This window comes from Micromonospora krabiensis (assembly GCF_900091425.1).
In the GTDB taxonomy this organism is placed as follows: domain Bacteria; phylum Actinomycetota; class Actinomycetes; order Mycobacteriales; family Micromonosporaceae; genus Micromonospora; species Micromonospora krabiensis.
Genome location: NZ_LT598496.1, coordinates 214,009 through 230,860, shown reverse-complemented (window position 1 = coordinate 230,860; position 16,852 = coordinate 214,009). Strand labels below are relative to the sequence as shown.

Below are 16,852 nucleotides of genomic sequence, written 5' to 3'. Positions count from 1 at the left end.
GGAGATCTGCACCCTGACCTCAGTCCTCTGGTCATTCGGGGACAGCGCGTCGCCGGTGTCGATTGTTAGGGTGGTGCGGCTGACGTGCCCGCCTATCGGGCGGGATTGCACCTGCTCACAACTGGTAGGCGCACAGGAGGTCGTCGATTGATGAGCCCAAGTCCGTGGAGGCCATCGGAGGCCGATTCACCTGGTGACACCTCAGGCGCTGATGTCTACTCGCCCGACCGATCGGTTCGCATCGCTGCCTCGCCCAACGGTGAGGTAGCGGTGGAGGTGCAGGGCTTGCACCGTCACAGTGAGGATTCCTTGGCCCGTCAGGTTCGGGCAGCGGTCAGGCTCGCGTTGGCGTCTCTGCAGCCGTCGACACCGGACGTGCCACCCTCCTCCGACCAGGGGCAGCGTGGCTGATGAGTGTCCGCATGGACAGGAAACTGGCGATGCTGGCCGGCGCCACGGTGGTGGTTCTGGGCTTGTTGGGGGCCTGGCGGTGGGGTCTTCGGGCCGACGACGACGTTGTTCCCTCCTGCAGTGACCTGGCTGGTGCGTTGCCGTCCGCAGTGCAGGGTTCATGGACCCTGACGCGTACCGAACCGAACCGTGAGGTGAGCGACTACCTGGTGCGGTGCGAGTTTGCTTTCCGGTCCGCAGATCAGGCGTACTGGGGCACGGTGATGGTGAGTCTCAGCGCCGACGATGACGAAGCCTCCCTGCGAAAGAGGGCTACCGATGGCCCCTGTTACGGCGAGGCTGTTCCCAACCCCAGCGCCGCCAAGTACTCCGTGGCCCGCTCCTGTTCTGAGCAGATCAACGACAAGATTTTCGCCAGCGTCTTTGTGGCCTCCGACCGGCGCTACGGACACTCGCGCGTCGAGTTCAGCAGTTCCAGCCAGTCCCTGGAGCAGGTCGCCGCGTACGCCCGCACCAGCGCACAACACCTCACCGATCTGGCGATGAGTCTTGAGGCCGGCGAGTAGGGAGCCCTCGTGGGAAAGCTTGACCGCTACTTCGAGGACGTCGCCCGAATCAGGGCAGAGGGCGTATCGACCAACGGCTGGGTGACCGTCGCGCGGGAGCACGACGGAGACATCGAGGTCGACATTCGTCCCGGCATGCTGCGGCGGTGTGACCCGGACCAGGTGGCTACCGAGATCCGGACAGCGCTCTTCGCCGCCGTTGCTGATCACCGTCGGCAGTACCGGCAACTGCGCATCGACTACTTCGGCTCGCCGCTCGGAGTCGAGCCGTTCACGCCGTTCGAGCTAGAGCACGGGGGGATGCAGGAGCCATGACGACAGACACGTCCGCCTTACGGGTGGAGTCTCAAGCCCTGGTCGCGTTCGGCCGGGAACGCTACGAGGACGCCGTCGCCTACAGTGCCGTCCGCCGCTATCTCAGCGATGTCGGATCCATCCCCTCGGGCGCATGGGGCACCCTCGAGGGCATCTCGGAGAAACTCCACCGAGACTGGGCGACCGCGCTGAGCAGCCGGCTGTCCGAGGCGAACACCGCCCGCAACGAGATGGAACGCATGGCCGACGGCCTCATGCAGATCGCCGCCGACTACGAGGGCACCGACCTGGACATCGCGACCACCTTCGACCTGCAGAACCGCGACCTGCTGCCCTATCTGCCCCTCGGTGACGGCCATGCCGGCAGCGTGCGGGTCCGCCCCGGAGGCGCCGGGATCCTCGCCCAGCCGGCGCCCCGCAAGGCGATCCCCGGTGACGAGCCCGTCCTGATGATCCCCGACGACAACGAGCGTCTGGGCGCAACCCGCAACGAGACTCTGCCTCGCACCCGCGTCGTCGAGGAGCCGATCAGGATCGGCAGCACCGACGGCAACGACCTCACCATCAGCGGGGGGCGCACCACCTATTACGAGAACGGCGAAGGCGACCAACTCGACACCTTCATCCATGAGCACCGCGACACGCTGCTCCAGCTCGAGGCAATCCTGATCGAGCTGGGCACCGGAGAACGGCTACCCCTGACCGACCTCATGGTCCACGCCTGGCGCTCCTCACCCAGGATCATCCGCAACCGCGCCGACCTGGTCCACTCGGCCGCCAACACCTACGCCGAACTTCGCGCGGAGATGGGCGGCGAACTGAAGAACCTGAAGCTCTACTGGGAGGGCAGCGCGTTTCAGGCGTTCGGACACTACGCCGACCGCGCCGGCCTCTACCTCGACCAACTCGTCACGCAGACACGCTGGCTCGCCGATGAGGGCAAGAAGGCCGCCACCATGCTGGAGGGACTCCGCAACGCCTACGCCAGCCTCGGCTACCAGCACATCGGCACACTCATCGACGCTCTCAAGGGCTACCTCGAGTCCGTCAACGGCCTGTTCTCGTCCTGCAGCGAGCCGGAGAAGGCTCTGCTCACGGTGGTGCAGACCTTCGTTGGCTACCTGCTGGATGCGGAGCGACGCAGCGTCGAAGCCATGTCCGAACTCATTAAGATCGATGAGCAGGAGCGCAAGGAGCGCCCTGACCTCGGCACCCGAAGCCACGACACCACCCCCTTCCCCCAACCCGAGGTGGGGGCCGACGCCTGGTCCGACCGCAGCTCCTGGGCGCCGCGACCGGACAAACCGCGGGCGTAGAAAGGCAGCCGCGTCCGTCGCAGGGCATGAGGCGCCTGGCCTCCCGGTCCCTGAGTTGGAAACACCGAGCTCCGTGCCTAACTCGTCTAACCCGGGGGCGGCATGGTCGCCGTCAGCCAAAGCGCTCGCGGTGGCGTCCCCGCTTATCACTGTCCACCCGGCGCAGCCTCCAAGTGCTACACCTCGGACGCAGCGACGGGTCAGTGACGTTCGCCGAAGTCGCGGGCCGCCTCGTCGAGATGGGTGAGGAACTGGGTGACGGCCGGGGGTCGGGCGCGACCGGCGACAGTGGCGGCGAACACCTGACGGACCGACTCGTCGTCGCGGTGCAGTCGCAGCAGCACGATGTCCGGCGGCGTGCCCCGTACGGCCAGCGCGGGCACGAGTGCGACGCCGAGCCCGGCCGCGACGCAGCCGAGCTTGCCGATCCACTCCGCGGCCACGATGTCGATTCTCGGCCGAAAGCCGGTGGGTAGGCTGGCCCGCAACAGCGTCTCCTCGGCCGTCGCCGAGCCGACGATGAACGGGTCGTCGGCGAGGTCAGCCAGGCGCACCGTGCCCCGGGCAGCGAGCCGGTGCTCGCGGGCAACCGCCACCAACAGCCGCTCGTCGAGCAGGTGATGCAGGCCGAAGCGGTCGTCGATCAGCCCGGTCGGCGGCGAACTGATCACCGCCACGTCGGCGTCCCCGGTCGCCAGGCGGTCGAGCAGGGTGGGAGTCGTCCCCTCGACCAGGGACAGCGCCACCCGCGGATGCGTGACGCGAAACGATGCCAGGGCTCGCGGCACCAGTGCGGCGACGGCCGTCGGGAACGCGCCGACGCGCAGCCGGCCACTGCCGAGACCGCGTAGCTCGTCGAGGTCGCGCTGAGCGGCGGTGAGCCGGTCGAGTACCGCCTCCGCGTGCGGCAGCAGCGCACGTCCCTCTTCGGTGAGGGTGACGCCGCGCGGTAGCCGGTCGAAGACCCGCACCCCGACCTCCGCTTCGAGCGCCGCGATCTGCCGCGAGACCGCCGACTGGGTGAAGCGCAGCTGGCGGGCGGCGGCGGTGATCGAGCGATAGCGCGCCACCGTCCGGAACACGTCGAGAAGCTGCGTATCCATCCAGCCATGCTAGCTAGGCATGGAGCCGATGCTCAGCATTCGTTGGTCGCATCGCTTGTGGCGCCCTAGCGTTGCCGCCATGACAGAGATCGCGGTGCTCGGCACCGGACAGATGGGTGCGGCCATCGCCCGTCGGTTGCTGGCCACGGGTCACCACACCACGGTCTGGAATCGCACCCCCGCCCGCGCCGCTGCACTGGCCGACGCGGGCGCCACCGTCGCCACCACGCCGACCCAGGCCGTGGCCACAGCCGACCTGGTGATCACCATGCTCACCGACGCCGCGGCGGTCGAGGCCACCCTCTTCGGGACCGGCGACGATACGGCCCCCGTGGCCGCACTGCGGCCGGGCGCGATCGTGGTGCAGATGTCGACGATCGGACCGGATCAGGTGCGCGCCGTCGCCGCCCGGCTGCCCGAGTTCGTCACTCTGCTCGACGCCCCGGTCGGCGGCAGCGTGGACGCGGTCGACGCCGGCGCGCTGACCATCCTCGTCGGTGGACCGGCCAGCGTCGTCGAACGGGCCGCGCCGGTGCTGCGCGCACTCGGCTCCGTCCGGCTTTGTGGGCGGGTGGGCGACGGATCCGCCCTGAAGCTGGTGACCAACACGGCGCTGGTCACCGCGTTCGGCGCACTGCACGACACCCTGGCCGTCGCCGACGCGCAAGGCGTCGACCGGGCGGTGGCGCTCGATGCCCTGAGCACCGGCGCACTGGGCGGCGTGGTCGCCCGGGCGAGAAGGAGCGGCGCCTCGTTCGCCATCTCCCTCGCCGGCAAGGACGCCGACCTGGCCCACCACGTCGCACCGACCACCACGGTGCTGGCCGCCGCGACCCACCTTCTGCACCACGCCGCCGACCAGCGGGCAGACGTGGCAACCCTGATCAACCTGGAGAACCGATGAAGCTGATCCTGGACAACCCGCAGACCGTGGCCGCGCCGTTCGGCGACCGGTTCGCTCACATCGCCCGGCTGGACGTCGGCGGGGGCGCGCTGCTCTTGCTCGCCGGACAGGTCGCCGTCGACGACAACGGCCAGGTGGTCGCCCCCGGTGACGCCGCCGCCCAGGCCGAGCGCATCTTCGAACTCGTCTCTGGGATCCTCGCGGCCCACGGCGCGACCCTCGCCGACGTCCTGCACATCCGCACCTTCATGACCGACCTGGGTGATCTACCCGCCTACGGGGCGGTACGCGGCCGACTGTTCCCGGCCTCCCCTACCAGCGCTCCGCCGGCAAGCACGACCGTCGAGGTCAACCGGCTCTTCCTGCCCGGCGCGGTCATCGAGGTGGAGGTCACGGCGGCGGTGCGCACCACGGCCTGACCGGGGATGCCGGTGCTACGGCCACCGTCGCCGACCGGCCCTCTCCCGGGTGCCGAGCCAACCCGGAATTCCACGCAGCCTGTCCAGTTGGCCGACGATGAGCGCATCGGCGCGAAACGCCTGCCTTCATTTCTTTGGTCGTCCCCGGCTGCGGACCTCGGCCGCCCGGCCCGGTGACCCTCTGCCCCGGCAACACGGATGATCCGGAAGGGCGAAGGCCAACGGGCTGCCAGACGTAACAAAGATGGTTGCTTTCGCTGCGTGGGTCGGCGAGACTGCCGGGGTGGCGGCCAACAGCAGGGTGACGATCGCGGCTCACGCCTTGGCCTGGATGGAACTGGCCAGACGGCGCGGTCGTGAGGTGCTCACCTCCGAGGAGGTGGCCGCCAGCGTCAACACCAACGCCGTCATCCTCCGACGCAGCCTCGGTGACCTGCAGCGCGCCGGCCTGGTGCGCGCACGCCGCGGCAACGGCGCCGGCTACTGCCTCGGACGTCCGGCAACCGAGATCACGTTGCTGGACGTCTGGCTCGCCGTCTCACCAGAACCGCTACTGGCCCTGCACCACAGCGAGCCGAACCTGCAGTGCCCGGTCGGGCGCGGCATCCGTCCCGTGCTCACCGACCTGTACGACGAAGCGACCGACACCTTCCGGACGACGCTCGCGCGCTCCACCGTCGCCGACATTCTGCACAGGATCCTCGCATGATCGTCGAACTGCGCCGCTATACCCTGCGTGAGGGACACCGCGACGAGCTGATCGACCTGTTCGACCGTGAATTCGTGGAGAGCCAGGAGCAGTTGGGAATCGCCGTGCTCGGCCAGTTCCGCGACCTCGACCGACCCGACCAGTTCGTGTGGCTACGCGGATTCCCCGACATGCCATCGCGCCGGACCAGCCTGACGGCCTTCTACTCGGGGCCCGTGTGGGCGAAGCACGGACCAGCGGCGAACGCGACGATGCGCGACTCGGACGATGTTCTGCTGCTGCGCGAACTCGTCGCGGTGCCGGTGTTCGACCGCGACACCGACGACGCCGAAACCGTGCTGTACGCGACGATCTGGTACTGGGCCGGCCCCTTCCCCGACCCCACCCCCGACCCGGACGAGGCCCTGGCCGTGCTGAGGACCGAGTACGCCGTCAACGACTTTCCCCGGCTGCCGGTCCGGGAGGGGGAGCACGCCCTGGTCCGGCTCACCCGATCACCGCTACCGGCAGACGTCCCCGACGGCGTGCTGAAAACCGAAAGCTTCCGCCTCCACCCCACCCGCCGATCGAGCCTGTACTGATTTTGGTCGGCGCTCGTGGCTCGGGGCGGTAACGGCGACGCACCCGCTGCGGCGCCGGCCCCGCTGGCCGGCGGTGGTCAACAGGGCTACGCGAAACAGCCGCGTACGCCCGCTGGAACTGTTCGCGGGCTTGAGCATCGCGACGGCTGCGCGTAGCTGACCGTCACCGGAAGTTCGGATGGTCGAGCCTGGCGACGAATGCCGACGAACGGTGGCTGCCACTGCAGGCGGCAGCCACCGTCCGCACCAGTTACCTTCTCAGGATTCAGTGCCTGGATGCGGCACGCTTTCGCAGCCGCCCCGTCATTCCGGCGGCAAAGCCGAACGCGACCGAGAGCAGTGCGACCTGCCACCACAGCGGCGCTGGGTCGGTGTCCGTGTACGAGATCGTCGTCCACGGTCCGGGCCTACCCGACGTCCCCGCCTGAGCCGGATGGTTTGGGTGATCCGGGTGGCTCGGCTGACCCGGGTGTCCCGGCTGGACCGCGCCCGGCCTGTGGTCGACCGCCGTACGGAAGAAGGCCACCGTGTACCTGCGGCTGATCTGGCCGTTTGCCGAGGTCACCGTGAGCACACGCGTCCCGTGCTTGGCGGTCGACGCCGACACCTTCGCACCGTGCTCGGTCGGCTGCGCGACGACGGTGGGCAGGCGCCGGTTCTTTGGCCAGTCGACCATGTACGTCTGGGTACGTGCGTCGAACCCGTCAACGGTGACCCCGTCGACCGTCAGCGACGAGGCGGTCGCCACGCTCGCCTTCGTGTCGTCGGGGTAGTTCGTGACGGTGACGGTGCCGTCGTCGTTCATCTTGACCTGCGCGGTCATCGCCCTTGCGAGGTTGATGCGCTGCCAGCTAGGGTCGCCCGCGGCGGTCAGGTCGAGCGGGTAGCCGGAGTCGAGTGCCGTCTGTTCCAGGACCTGCACCCGCTGCGCGTTCGTCAGGTCGGGGAACGCGGTCGTCAGCAGCGCGCCGGCCTCGTCCGGGACGTTCGCCGCAACGCTGGGCTGCCCCACGCGCGGGAACCCGTACGACAACCGCTCTGTGTACATCGACGCGGCCTGGTCGGCGTCGAGCCCCCGGTACGGCTCCCCGGCGCAGGCGAGCAGGGAGTCGAAGCCCTCCTCGCGGCACTCATCGAGCAACACGGACTCGATCTCGTCGTGCGTCTGCATCAGCAGGTCCTCGAATGCGGGATCCGCCCAGCGGTGCGCGACGGTGGCCTGCCCGGTCATCCGGGAGCCCATGACATCCAGCGGGTAGTGGAACCCGAGCACGATCCGGTTGTCGCCGTACTCGGAGGTCCGCGCGAGGATCTGCGGCGCGAGCTCCGGCAGCAGCGTGGCGAGGAAGGTGCCTGCCGTGTAGCCGCCGTAGGCGTGGCCGCTCGGGAACGACCCGTCGCCGGCGAGCCCACCGTACGAGCCGTTGCCCGAGTCGCGGACCAGACCGCCCTCGCCGACGAGCCCTATTCGCACGTACGGGCGCTTGTAGGCGTAGGTGTTCTTCGCCGTGCCCGTACCGTCGAGCCCGGAGGTGATCCGGCCGAACAACGCGTCGGTCTTCGGCAGCTTGCCGTCGTTGCGGGCCTGCAGGTACAGCTCGCCCAGGCGCGAGCCGAGGCCATCTGCCATCGTCATGTCCGCGCCGTGATCTGCGTCGTTCTCGGCACGCTTGACCTGGGCGCTCGACGCCGAGCGGTTGATCTCCAGCGCCTTGGTGTCGTTGTACGCCGACACCTTGTCGAGATCGGCGATCTTCTCGTTCGCGCCACGCACGTCGGTGCCGAGCTGCGTGAAGCCGCGCAGCAGGTGGACGAAGTAGTGGCTGCCGTCCGGCGTGGCCGGCCACGAGTCGGAGTCGTAGTGCGCCGACAACGCCTGGGACGGGAACGGTCCGGGCGCTGCCGCCGTCGACGCGCCGCCCGGCTGCTCTGCCGTAGCCGCAGAAGCGGGCATCGCCGAGGTACCCACGGCGTTGATCGCCACCACCCGTGCGGTGTGGGAGCCGCCGCCTGCGCCGAGGAAGGCGACCTCGCGGGCGTTGCCCGCGACGATCTGCGTGCGCTTCTGGTCGAGGGTGACGCGGTAGGCCAGGACCCGGGCGCCACCGTCACCGGCTGGGGCCCACGAGACGCGGACGTCCTTGCCCGCGGCACTGACCGCGGCCACCGTCGGCGCGTGCGGGGCGCTCGCGCCGACGATGACGGGCTCGGTGAACGACGACCATGCCGATGCCCCGACCGCGTTCACGGCGCGGACCCGGGCACGCTGCGCGGTGCCGCGCTTGAGCCACGTGAAGACAGCCGACGTCTGCCCGGCATCGTTGATGACGAGTTCGTGCCCGTCGTTGAGTGCGACGACGAAGCCCGTCACGGTCGATCCGCCGTCGTTCTCCGGAGCCGTCCAGCGCACGGTGACGCTGCTCGCGTCGCTTCCGATCGACACGGCCGCCGGGGCCGCCGGGACCTCGTTCGGCTTGACCTTGAGGCCGGAGAGCGCCTTCGTCAGCGCCGCGTCCGCGTTGCTCAACGCCGCATCGCTGGCCGCAGCGTCCGCGAGCGTGGCCTTGGCTGCGGTGAGCGCACTGGTCAACGCCGCCCACGATGCGTCGGTGTACCGGCGCTGCTCGACCGACCCGGCCCGTGCGACGGTGTTCTCCAGCGCCAGCCGGGCCCGCGGGGTCAGCTGGCCGAACGCCAGCCGCAGGGCCCGCGCCTGGGCGTCGACCTCGGCCTGCGTCGCGGTCTCCGATGCGGCGACCGCGCGCGCCTTGCCGAGCTCACGCTCGAACACCCCGAAGTCGATGCTTCCGTAGCGGGCCTTGTCACCGACGTACACCGCCGCCTCGGTGATCGCGCCGTTGAGAGCCGACTTGTCCGTGGGGCCGTCGTCCGGGTCCTCACTCACCGGAGCCGTCGCGAACGTCAGACTGTCGATGTTCGCCACGTACGGGTGGTTGCCGTCGGGGGTGGTCCGCAGCCGCAGAACGACCCGGTGCGATCCGGTCAGGCCGGCGGGCAGCGCGACCGTCGTGGTCGCGGCGTTCTGCCACGCCGAGCCGGTCACCGGAAGCGGGATGGTGACGTACGGGGCACCGGGCGAGGCGGGGTCGAAGTAGTCGAGGTAGACGTCGATCGCCGAGTTCTGGCCGCACCGCGAGGAATTGTTGACGTAGTGCACCGAAACCTGCTCAAGCGCCTTGGACCCGAAGTCGATCGTGTCGTAGTCGAGCCACGCACCGTTGTAGGTGGCGCCCAGGTTCGTTACCTGCGTTCCGTCGTCCCAGGTGCTCTGCTCGCTCTTGAGACCGCTGCCGCTGTTGCCGACCCACTTCTCCGCCTCGACCACCACGCTGCTCGGCGCGGGTGCCGCCGCCGTGAAGGTCAACGACGTCACGTTCGCGACGTACGGCTGCGCGTCGCTGTGGTTGGTGGAGCGGAACACGGCGACGGCGTCCTGCACGCCCGCGAACACCGACGCGGGGAGCCCGACCGTGGCCCTGCCCTCGGTGCCCCAGCCGTCACCGGTGTAGGGCAGCGGGATGTCGACCATCCGCTGGTCATTGGCTGCGCCGAGGTGCAGCTCGATGTGGGAGTCCGACGCCGCGCGTGAGCGCGGCTTGTCGTACGACACGGTGATGCTGTCCACGCCGTTTCCGCCGAGGTCGACGCTGCTCCACCGCGCCCACGCACCGTCGGTGACGTTCTCGAACAGCCCGCGCGACAGGTTGAGCGGCAGCCGGCCGTTACCGGTCTGCGCGGTGTTCGTCGCGGTCAGCGGCTCGAGCGTGGCACCGGGCTCATCACCGGGCGCGGTCGACCGGAACTGGAACCAGTCGAAGTTCGACACCCAGGCCTGACCGGCCGGGGCGTGGAAGACGAGCGTCACGTCGCGCGCCCGCGTGAGCGCCTCGGGATCGGTGATCTCCGCCTGGACGGTGACGTAGGTGCCCCAGTTGCCGGTACCGGGCAGCACCGCCTTACCGACGATCGGACCGTCCTGCGTCCCGGCGTGCACCTCGATGGCGCTCGGCGTGCCCGTGGGCGAGTACGTGCTCGCGTAGCGGATCGTCAGCGTCTTCGGTGCGACACCGGCGAAGTCGAGGTTCTTGTACCGAATCCACGATCCGTCACGCACGCCGCCGAGGTTGCCGTTGGAGGAGTTCGCCTCGTTCTTCAGGTCACCGCCCGACCACTCGTCGGACTGCTCGGCCTCCAGCACACGGTAGCCGCCCTGGTCGAGGGTGAGCGCGGCGATCGCGCCGTTGAGCGACTCCGTCGCGTTGCGCAGCGTCGCGGTGGTCGACGCGTCGTCGGCCAGCACCGTCTGAGCCCGCTCGAGCACGCCCCGGAAAGCGTGGTACGAGGCGAAGGAGTAGTTCCCCTGACGTACCAGTAGGCCCTCGTCGACGAGCTTCCGCAGCGTCGCACGCTCCGCCGCGGCGACCGAGATCGACAGCGCGGTGCGCGATGACAGGCCGTCTCCGGTCACCTGGTCGGCAGAGACGCGACCAATGAACGCCGAGTCGGCGAAGGTGACGTAGAAGCGGGCACCCGCTGCGGCGGTACCCGACAGCACCACGCGGGCCGTCGTCGCGTCGACGCCCACGACGTCCCCCGACACGCCCGCCGGCAGACCGTGGATCGTGGCCGCGCCGCTCGCGACGAGGCTCTTGCCGCGAGCGCCGCGGAACTTGGCGCCCCCGCCCAGTGAGAGCGCGATCGTTCCGTCGACACGACCGTCGGCGCGAGCGGCGATCGTCATGGGCGAGGCGTGCACGGTGTAGCCGTTCGGGGTGCCGCCGCCATGGTCATCGCCCGCGGTGCTCATCGAGTACGCCGGCTTGCCGTTCGTCCCCCAGGTGGACGGCTTCGCGCCCATCCGCACGTCCAGCGAACCGCCGTTGACGAGCGTGCGGTAGTCGAGCCAGGTGTTGCCGAACTTGGCGCCGTTGAGCGAGGCCGACTGGATGTAGTACGAGTCGTCGGAGACGTCGTCCGCCGAGACGGTGAACGTGCGACCGTCGGCGTACGAGATCGTGGTGCGGTCGAAGAACGGCGAGCCGATCTGGTACTGCGACGAGCCGGCGGTCACCGGGAACAGGCCGATGGCCGCGGCGACGAACATCGTCGACATCGTGCCGGCGTCGTTGTCCATGGTCGGCAGGAAGCCGCGCGGATCGAGCTTGTAGACCTTGGTCTTCAGCGGCGGGCGCAGTTCGCCGTTACCGCTGGGGTACTCGTCGGTGCTGCCTGTGGCGATGTAGCGGTTCCAGCTCTCCTTCGTGTAGATCGTGCGCACCCATTTCTGGGTCAGGCTCGGCAGCCCCACGTAGTTGAACAGGTAGGGCGCCTGCAGGTCGATCTCGTTCGCGTTCGAGTGCAGCATGCCGAGGCCGTTGTCGGGGTCGTCCTCGCCCATGAAGTGCGTGACCGCACGCCGGGCCGCCTCCGGGCCGCCCATCGCCGCGACGACGCCGTCCATGTCGTAGGCCGGATACCAGTTGTACTGCCAGAGCGTGCCCTGGTAGAGGTTCGCCGCCTCGAAGCGCTCGTAGTCGACCTCGCCCCAGTTGCCTGCCGCGTCACGCGGGGTGAGCAGCGCGGCCTTGGTGCCATCGGCCGCCGTCCACGCGCCCGGCTTGTACAGGTTCGCGATCGGCAGGGCGGCCTGCGCGCGCAGCTGCTTCGCGTCGTCAGCGCGGCCGAGGGTGTCGGCGATGATCGCCAAAGCCCACTGGTCGTACCCGCGCTGCACCGTGTCGCCGGGGCGGTTCTCGATGTATCCCTGGCGCAGCTGGTTGCCGTTGTAGTAGCCGACGTAGCTCTTCAGCGCCGGGTACGCCTGGTCGAGGCGGTCGAAGCCGGTGAAGCCCTTCGAGAGCGCGTCGGCGACGATGACCGCCGAGCGTTCCCAGCGCACGGTGGGCACGGAGTGGGTGAGCCCGCCGATGCCCTTGCCGGTGCTCTGCACGTCGGCGAAGAGGTAGATCAGCGACTGGATCATGTCGCGGTACATCTCGGGGTCGACGTACGCGAAGACGGAGTATTTGCGGAAGTCGTCCCACGACGACCACGCGTCGTAGTAGGTGAAGTCGTCGACCTTGTGCACCACCCCGTCGACACCGCGGTAGGTGCCGGACGTGCTCGTCGCGTTCATCGGGAGCGCGAACATGCGGTACAGGTGGGTGTAGAACAGGCGGCGCAGCGTGCCGTCGGAGTCGGCCTTCACCGAGGCCGAGACATCGACCCGGCCGAGCCGATCGTTCCAGACGGCCTTCGTGCCGGCGCGTACGTCGTCGAACGACAGCTTTCCGACCTCGACGCCCTGGTCGATGCGCGCCTGGTCCGCGCTGATCGGCGAGACCGTGATCCGCAGGCCGATCTCACCCGCGTCGTCAGGTGCGAAGGTGAGCACGGCGCCGGTGTCGGTGCCGCGCCGGGAGGCCGCGTCGCCGAACTCACCCGATCCCCACGTCTTGAACGACGCGACCGGCTGCTCGGTCTCGGCGTGGTAGTGCAGCGCGTAGGACGCGCCGTTGAAGTTCCCGTTGATGTCACCCGAGAGGGCGACCCGGCCGTCGTCGAGACGCTCAACGTCGACCGATGAGCCAGTCCGGCTGGTGAAGTTGTTGTTCAGATCGACGACGAGTTCCGGCGTGGCGCCGTCGGGGAAGGTGTAGCGGTGCAGCGCGGTACGGGTCGTCGCGGTCACCTCGGCGTTGATCGTGCCCGGGCCGTTGTGCACGGCGCCGTCCCGGCCGGAGATCTCACCCAGCCGCACCTGGTAGTACCCGGGGCTGGCGGTCTCGTCGTCGTGGCTGAAGGGGTGGGAGTACGAACCGGTCGATGGCCGGGCGCTGTACTCGACCTGCGTCGGTACGACGAGGATGTCGCCGCCGCCACCGGAGCCGCCGACCCCGTCGAGGTTCGTCTGCGTGAATCCGGCGATATGGGTCTGGTTGTAGTCGTAGCCCGTGTGGTTACGACCCGGCATGGTGAGGGGATTGACCTTCACGATGCCGTTCGGCGCCTGCGCACCGGGCAGGTCGTTGCCGTCGTCACCCGCGGTTGAGACGAACGGGTTGACGAACGATGTGTAGTCAATCGGCTTGGTGTTGTCCTCAGTCGGCTTGGCAACAGCAGGCGTAACGACAACTCCTGTCGATACCGCCACCACCACCGCGGCGACCATGGTCACCGCGGTGGTCCGCCACCGGTTGCGCCCACGGCCGGCTGCGCGCACCCGCCCCAACTCGATGGAGATCCCGCCGCGGAGGCGTGCTGAACTCGATGTCACTGAACAACTCCCAGGTGCTCGGCGCGCTCGCCGAGTGCGACGTCCCGCGTAGCAACGCGGCGCAGTCCCCATCCGCACCCTGGTGCCACGAGTAACAGGCCTCGCTGGCTGTCAGGGTGACGCCATGGCTAACGGCGCGATCTTGGTCGTCGAAGGTATCGCGCTGGCTAACGGATGCACAGCCGAACATGAACACGTCGCCCCGTCTGGGCAGATCAACGCGGCCGGGCGCCTGGCAGAGAAAGTCCTACGACGCAAACAACTGCTCCGCGAAGCCAGCCACCTACTCCACGCCCGCGCGCACCAAAACCCATGAAGCAACACAACGCTCCGCGCTACGCCACGGCGCATGGCTCAGCCTCGCCCACACCGCCGCCGGTGACCTCGATCTCGCAGTCAGCACCGCCCAGATCGCCCTCGAACGCCTACCCGCCGGCAACTCCGCCCGCAGCGTCGCGCTCCTACTGCGACTTCACGACAAACTCGCCCCAGCTGCCCCACGCTCCCCAGCGATCCGCAGCCTCGTCCCCAAGCTACGGACCCTCCCGGCGCCAGCACAACGAGCCGCATCAAGCTGATCGGTGCGCAGGGTTCGACAATGCGGCGGAGAGCTTCCAGCCTGCGTTTCACGCCTTTTACAAGGCCGTTTCATACGCACTTTGCGCAAGCCGCATAAGGCATCAGGAGGAAGCTCAGGGAATTGACGATTGGCACTGAATGTGATTAGGTTTTATTCGACTAGTCATCATTGCAGCCGCGCGCGTGTGCTATCCGTCAACCAGGATCGGAGACTCGCATGAGGCGATCTGTGGCGGCCGTGATGACGGTCGTCCTGGGGCTGTCCACCATCGCGGTGGCCAGCCCGGCGCAGGCAAACCCTCAGGGCTGCACCCAGGGGGACCCGGTGTTCGGCTACAGCTCGGGCTACATGACCGCGTGGAACGACGGATTCTGTCAGACGTCCGTGACGCGCACCTTCCGGGTGGAGATCAAGAGGGATGCCAGTTTGTCCCCTGACCCGGTGGTGTCCAGTTACGACGACTACTACACGGGCACGTATTACTATGCTGAGACCAGCAGTTGCGATGGCGGACGGACCGCCAACTACTACGGTCGCTCGTTCTTCACCTCTCACCCGACCTACAGGGACACCTCGCACTACAAGGTGACCACCTGCTGAGCTGACGCAATCAGGGGGCCCGCGATGGACGAAGCAATCATTGGGCACGGACTGGCGCAGCGGTACGGGAAGCGGAGTGTATTTCGCGATCTCGATGTCGTGGTCTCGCCCGGCGTGACGGTGTTGTTGGGGCCGAATGGCGCGGGAAAGACGACGCTGCTGCACACCATCGTTGGCCTCAAGCGTCCCGAGGCGGGAAGCTTGCACGTACTCGGTCGTGATGTGCTGCGCCGCGGCGGCCTTCGGTCCGTCGCGGCGCGGATTGGTTTCCTGCCGCAGGTCGTGTCTCACTATCCCGGCTACACCGTCCGGGATTCCGTCGCCTACGCCGCCTGGCTCAAGGGCGTACCGGAGCGCGACATCGCAACGAAGGTGGACCGGGCGCTGGGGTTGATGAGCTTGTCCGGCCGGGCCCGGTCACGCATGGGCAGCCTCTCTGGTGGATTGCTGCGGCGGGCCGGTATCGCGCAGGCGATCGTGCATGAACCGGAGTTGCTCGTCCTCGACGAACCGGCGGCCGGTCTTGACCCTCAGCAGCGCATCGAGTTGCGTCGTGTCCTGCGAAAGGTCGCCGGCTCGGCCACCGTGCTGGTCAGCACTCACGTGGTGGACGATGCCCGGCACGTCGCGGACACCATCATCGTGCTCGACGACGGAGCGGTGGTGTTCACAGGGACGGTCGCCGGGCTGGAGGGCCTCGCCATGCCGGGGGTAGACGGAGACAACGACCTGGAGCGTGGCTATGTCACGGCGCTGCGGCAGACGGCGGTGCGGGCGTGACCCCGATCCGCATCGAGCTACGTCGAGGGCCGGGATTGTGGAGCCTGCCTTTCCTGGTAGGGCTCGGTGTGTTCATGTCCCGCTCCCAGCTGGATACGGACACGGTCTGGTCGTACGCCACCGGTGCAGTGGCGAGCGCGCCGATGCTGATGGCCCCGCTGGCGGTCGGCGTTGCCGCGTGGGCGGGTGGCCGCTCACAGCGCCGTGGCGGGCGCCATGCCTGGCTGCTGGCCGGGCGCGAACCGGCGCGGGCACCACTGGCGGAGGCCGGTGTGCTGGTGGGCTGCGCCACCGTTGCCTACGCCGTCGTCGCGGCGGTGACGCTGCTGCCCACGGCGGCGAACGCGACGTGGGGTGGCCCGTTCTGGTGGTGGCTGGCAGCGGCCGGCGCAGGCTTCGCCGCCACCGTGTCGATCGCCTACGGCGTCGGAGTGCTACTGCCGGGACGATTCACGCCGTTCGCCGTCGCGCTGGTCACCTACCTGGCGTCGGCGTGGAATCTCAGGCAGTACGGGGCCGGGCATGCAATGTTCCCACTCACCATCGAGCTGGTCCTGCCGTTCAGCGCCCCACACACCCCAACCATCCGCGGGCAACTGCTGTGGTTCACCGGCCTCGGGCTCCTGGCCCTGGCACTCGTGGCCGTCAAGGTCCGCTCCTCCGCCCGGGTGGTGGTCCCGACGGTCGGGGCGTCCCTGGCCCTAGCTGTCAGCGGCACCGCGATCGTCATCGGCGAAAACGGTCGTTCCATCGACGTCAACCGCCACATCATCTGGTCCTGCTCGGGCAGCTCACCCCAGGTGTGTATCCATCCCGCCTTCGCCACCAGCCTCACACCGATCAGCCAGCGGATGCAGACAATCGGCCAACGTCTGGCCCCAACACCATTTGCCATCAGCCGAGTCGAACAGCGCCCGCGCGGCGTGGGCGGCCGACCAACGCCCGGCGCGATCGCGTACGCCCTCGACGCCCCCGCCAGCGACCACTACGACCGCGCGAGCATCGACATCGCCGTCGCCGCCCTCGGCGTCGAATCGTGCGCCCACGGGGCACGACGCGACAGAACCGCCCACGCCATGTCCCAGCTCCTCGTCGCCTGGGCCGTCGGCGACGAGAACCTGTTCATGCCACGCGACCCCAGCCAACAGCAGGCGAAGAGCCACTTCCTCAGCCTCCCGCTCGACAGCCAGCAGAGGTGGCTCGCCACCCACGCCGACCTCGTCCGGACTTGCGCCCTGACCCCCCAGTCATTCACGTGACCGGCCCCCGCC

Annotated in this window: 12 protein-coding genes; 10 read left to right on the top strand and 2 right to left on the bottom strand. The window is 68.9% G+C overall.

What is annotated here, in order from left to right; all coding sequences use genetic code 11:
* Positions 1–422 precede the first annotated feature (422 nt).
* From GA0070620_RS00955 to GA0070620_RS00945, 3 genes are read left to right on the top strand one after another with little or no spacing between them, the layout of a single operon-like run.
* Positions 423–977: a hypothetical protein gene (locus GA0070620_RS00955; RefSeq protein WP_157741490.1), complete on the top strand. Its 555-nt coding sequence runs from the start codon at positions 423–425 to the stop codon at positions 975–977.
* Between the two features lie 9 nt (positions 978–986).
* Positions 987–1,292, top strand: a complete 306-nt coding sequence (locus GA0070620_RS00950) for a hypothetical protein (protein WP_091587588.1) — start codon at positions 987–989, stop codon at positions 1,290–1,292.
* Positions 1,289–2,608: a hypothetical protein gene (locus GA0070620_RS00945; RefSeq protein ID WP_091587586.1), complete on the top strand. Its 1,320-nt coding sequence runs from the start codon at positions 1,289–1,291 to the stop codon at positions 2,606–2,608. Before GA0070620_RS00950 ends, GA0070620_RS00945 begins: the two co-directional genes overlap by 4 nt.
* Positions 2,609–2,808: 200 nt before the next feature.
* Here the strand turns inward: GA0070620_RS00945 and GA0070620_RS00940 are convergent, their stop codons facing one another.
* On the bottom strand, positions 2,809–3,711 hold the full coding sequence (locus GA0070620_RS00940) for a LysR family transcriptional regulator (protein WP_091587583.1): 903 nt from the start codon (positions 3,709–3,711) through the stop codon (positions 2,809–2,811).
* 79 nt (positions 3,712–3,790) lie between these two features.
* On the opposite strand from GA0070620_RS00940, the gene GA0070620_RS00935 reads away from it, so the two are divergent.
* From GA0070620_RS00935 to GA0070620_RS00920, 4 genes are all read left to right on the top strand, one after another.
* A complete protein-coding gene (locus GA0070620_RS00935) occupies positions 3,791–4,615 on the top strand; it encodes an NAD(P)-dependent oxidoreductase (RefSeq protein WP_157741489.1) in 825 nt (274 codons plus the stop codon).
* Complete coding sequence (locus GA0070620_RS00930) at positions 4,612–5,034, top strand: RidA family protein (RefSeq protein WP_091587579.1); 423 nt, start codon at positions 4,612–4,614, stop codon at positions 5,032–5,034. Before GA0070620_RS00935 ends, GA0070620_RS00930 begins: the two co-directional genes overlap by 4 nt.
* A 283-nt stretch (positions 5,035–5,317) precedes the next feature.
* Complete coding sequence (locus GA0070620_RS00925) at positions 5,318–5,743, top strand: Rrf2 family transcriptional regulator (protein WP_091587577.1); 426 nt, start codon at positions 5,318–5,320, stop codon at positions 5,741–5,743.
* Positions 5,740–6,324 (top strand): NIPSNAP family protein, encoded by a 585-nt coding sequence (locus GA0070620_RS00920; protein WP_091587575.1) that lies wholly within the window; start codon positions 5,740–5,742, stop codon positions 6,322–6,324. Before GA0070620_RS00925 ends, GA0070620_RS00920 begins: the two co-directional genes overlap by 4 nt.
* Before the next feature lie 265 nt (positions 6,325–6,589).
* Here GA0070620_RS00920 and GA0070620_RS33375 read toward each other — a convergent pair whose 3' ends face one another.
* Positions 6,590–13,516 (bottom strand): glycoside hydrolase domain-containing protein, encoded by a 6,927-nt coding sequence (locus GA0070620_RS33375; protein WP_231922510.1) that lies wholly within the window; start codon positions 13,514–13,516, stop codon positions 6,590–6,592.
* Positions 13,517–14,429: 913 nt separating this feature from the next.
* On the opposite strand from GA0070620_RS33375, the gene GA0070620_RS00895 reads away from it, so the two are divergent.
* The 3 genes from GA0070620_RS00895 to GA0070620_RS00885 are packed head-to-tail and all read left to right on the top strand — an operon-like array spanning position 14,430 to position 16,840.
* Positions 14,430–14,801 (top strand): hypothetical protein, encoded by a 372-nt coding sequence (locus GA0070620_RS00895; RefSeq protein WP_231922101.1) that lies wholly within the window; start codon positions 14,430–14,432, stop codon positions 14,799–14,801.
* A gap of 24 nt (positions 14,802–14,825) precedes the next feature.
* A complete protein-coding gene (locus GA0070620_RS00890) occupies positions 14,826–15,581 on the top strand; it encodes an ATP-binding cassette domain-containing protein (protein WP_091587569.1) in 756 nt (251 codons plus the stop codon).
* On the top strand, positions 15,578–16,840 hold the full coding sequence (locus GA0070620_RS00885) for a hypothetical protein (RefSeq protein ID WP_157741487.1): 1,263 nt from the start codon (positions 15,578–15,580) through the stop codon (positions 16,838–16,840). The genes GA0070620_RS00890 and GA0070620_RS00885 overlap by 4 nt, the downstream gene beginning before the upstream one ends.
* Positions 16,841–16,852 lie beyond the last annotated feature (12 nt).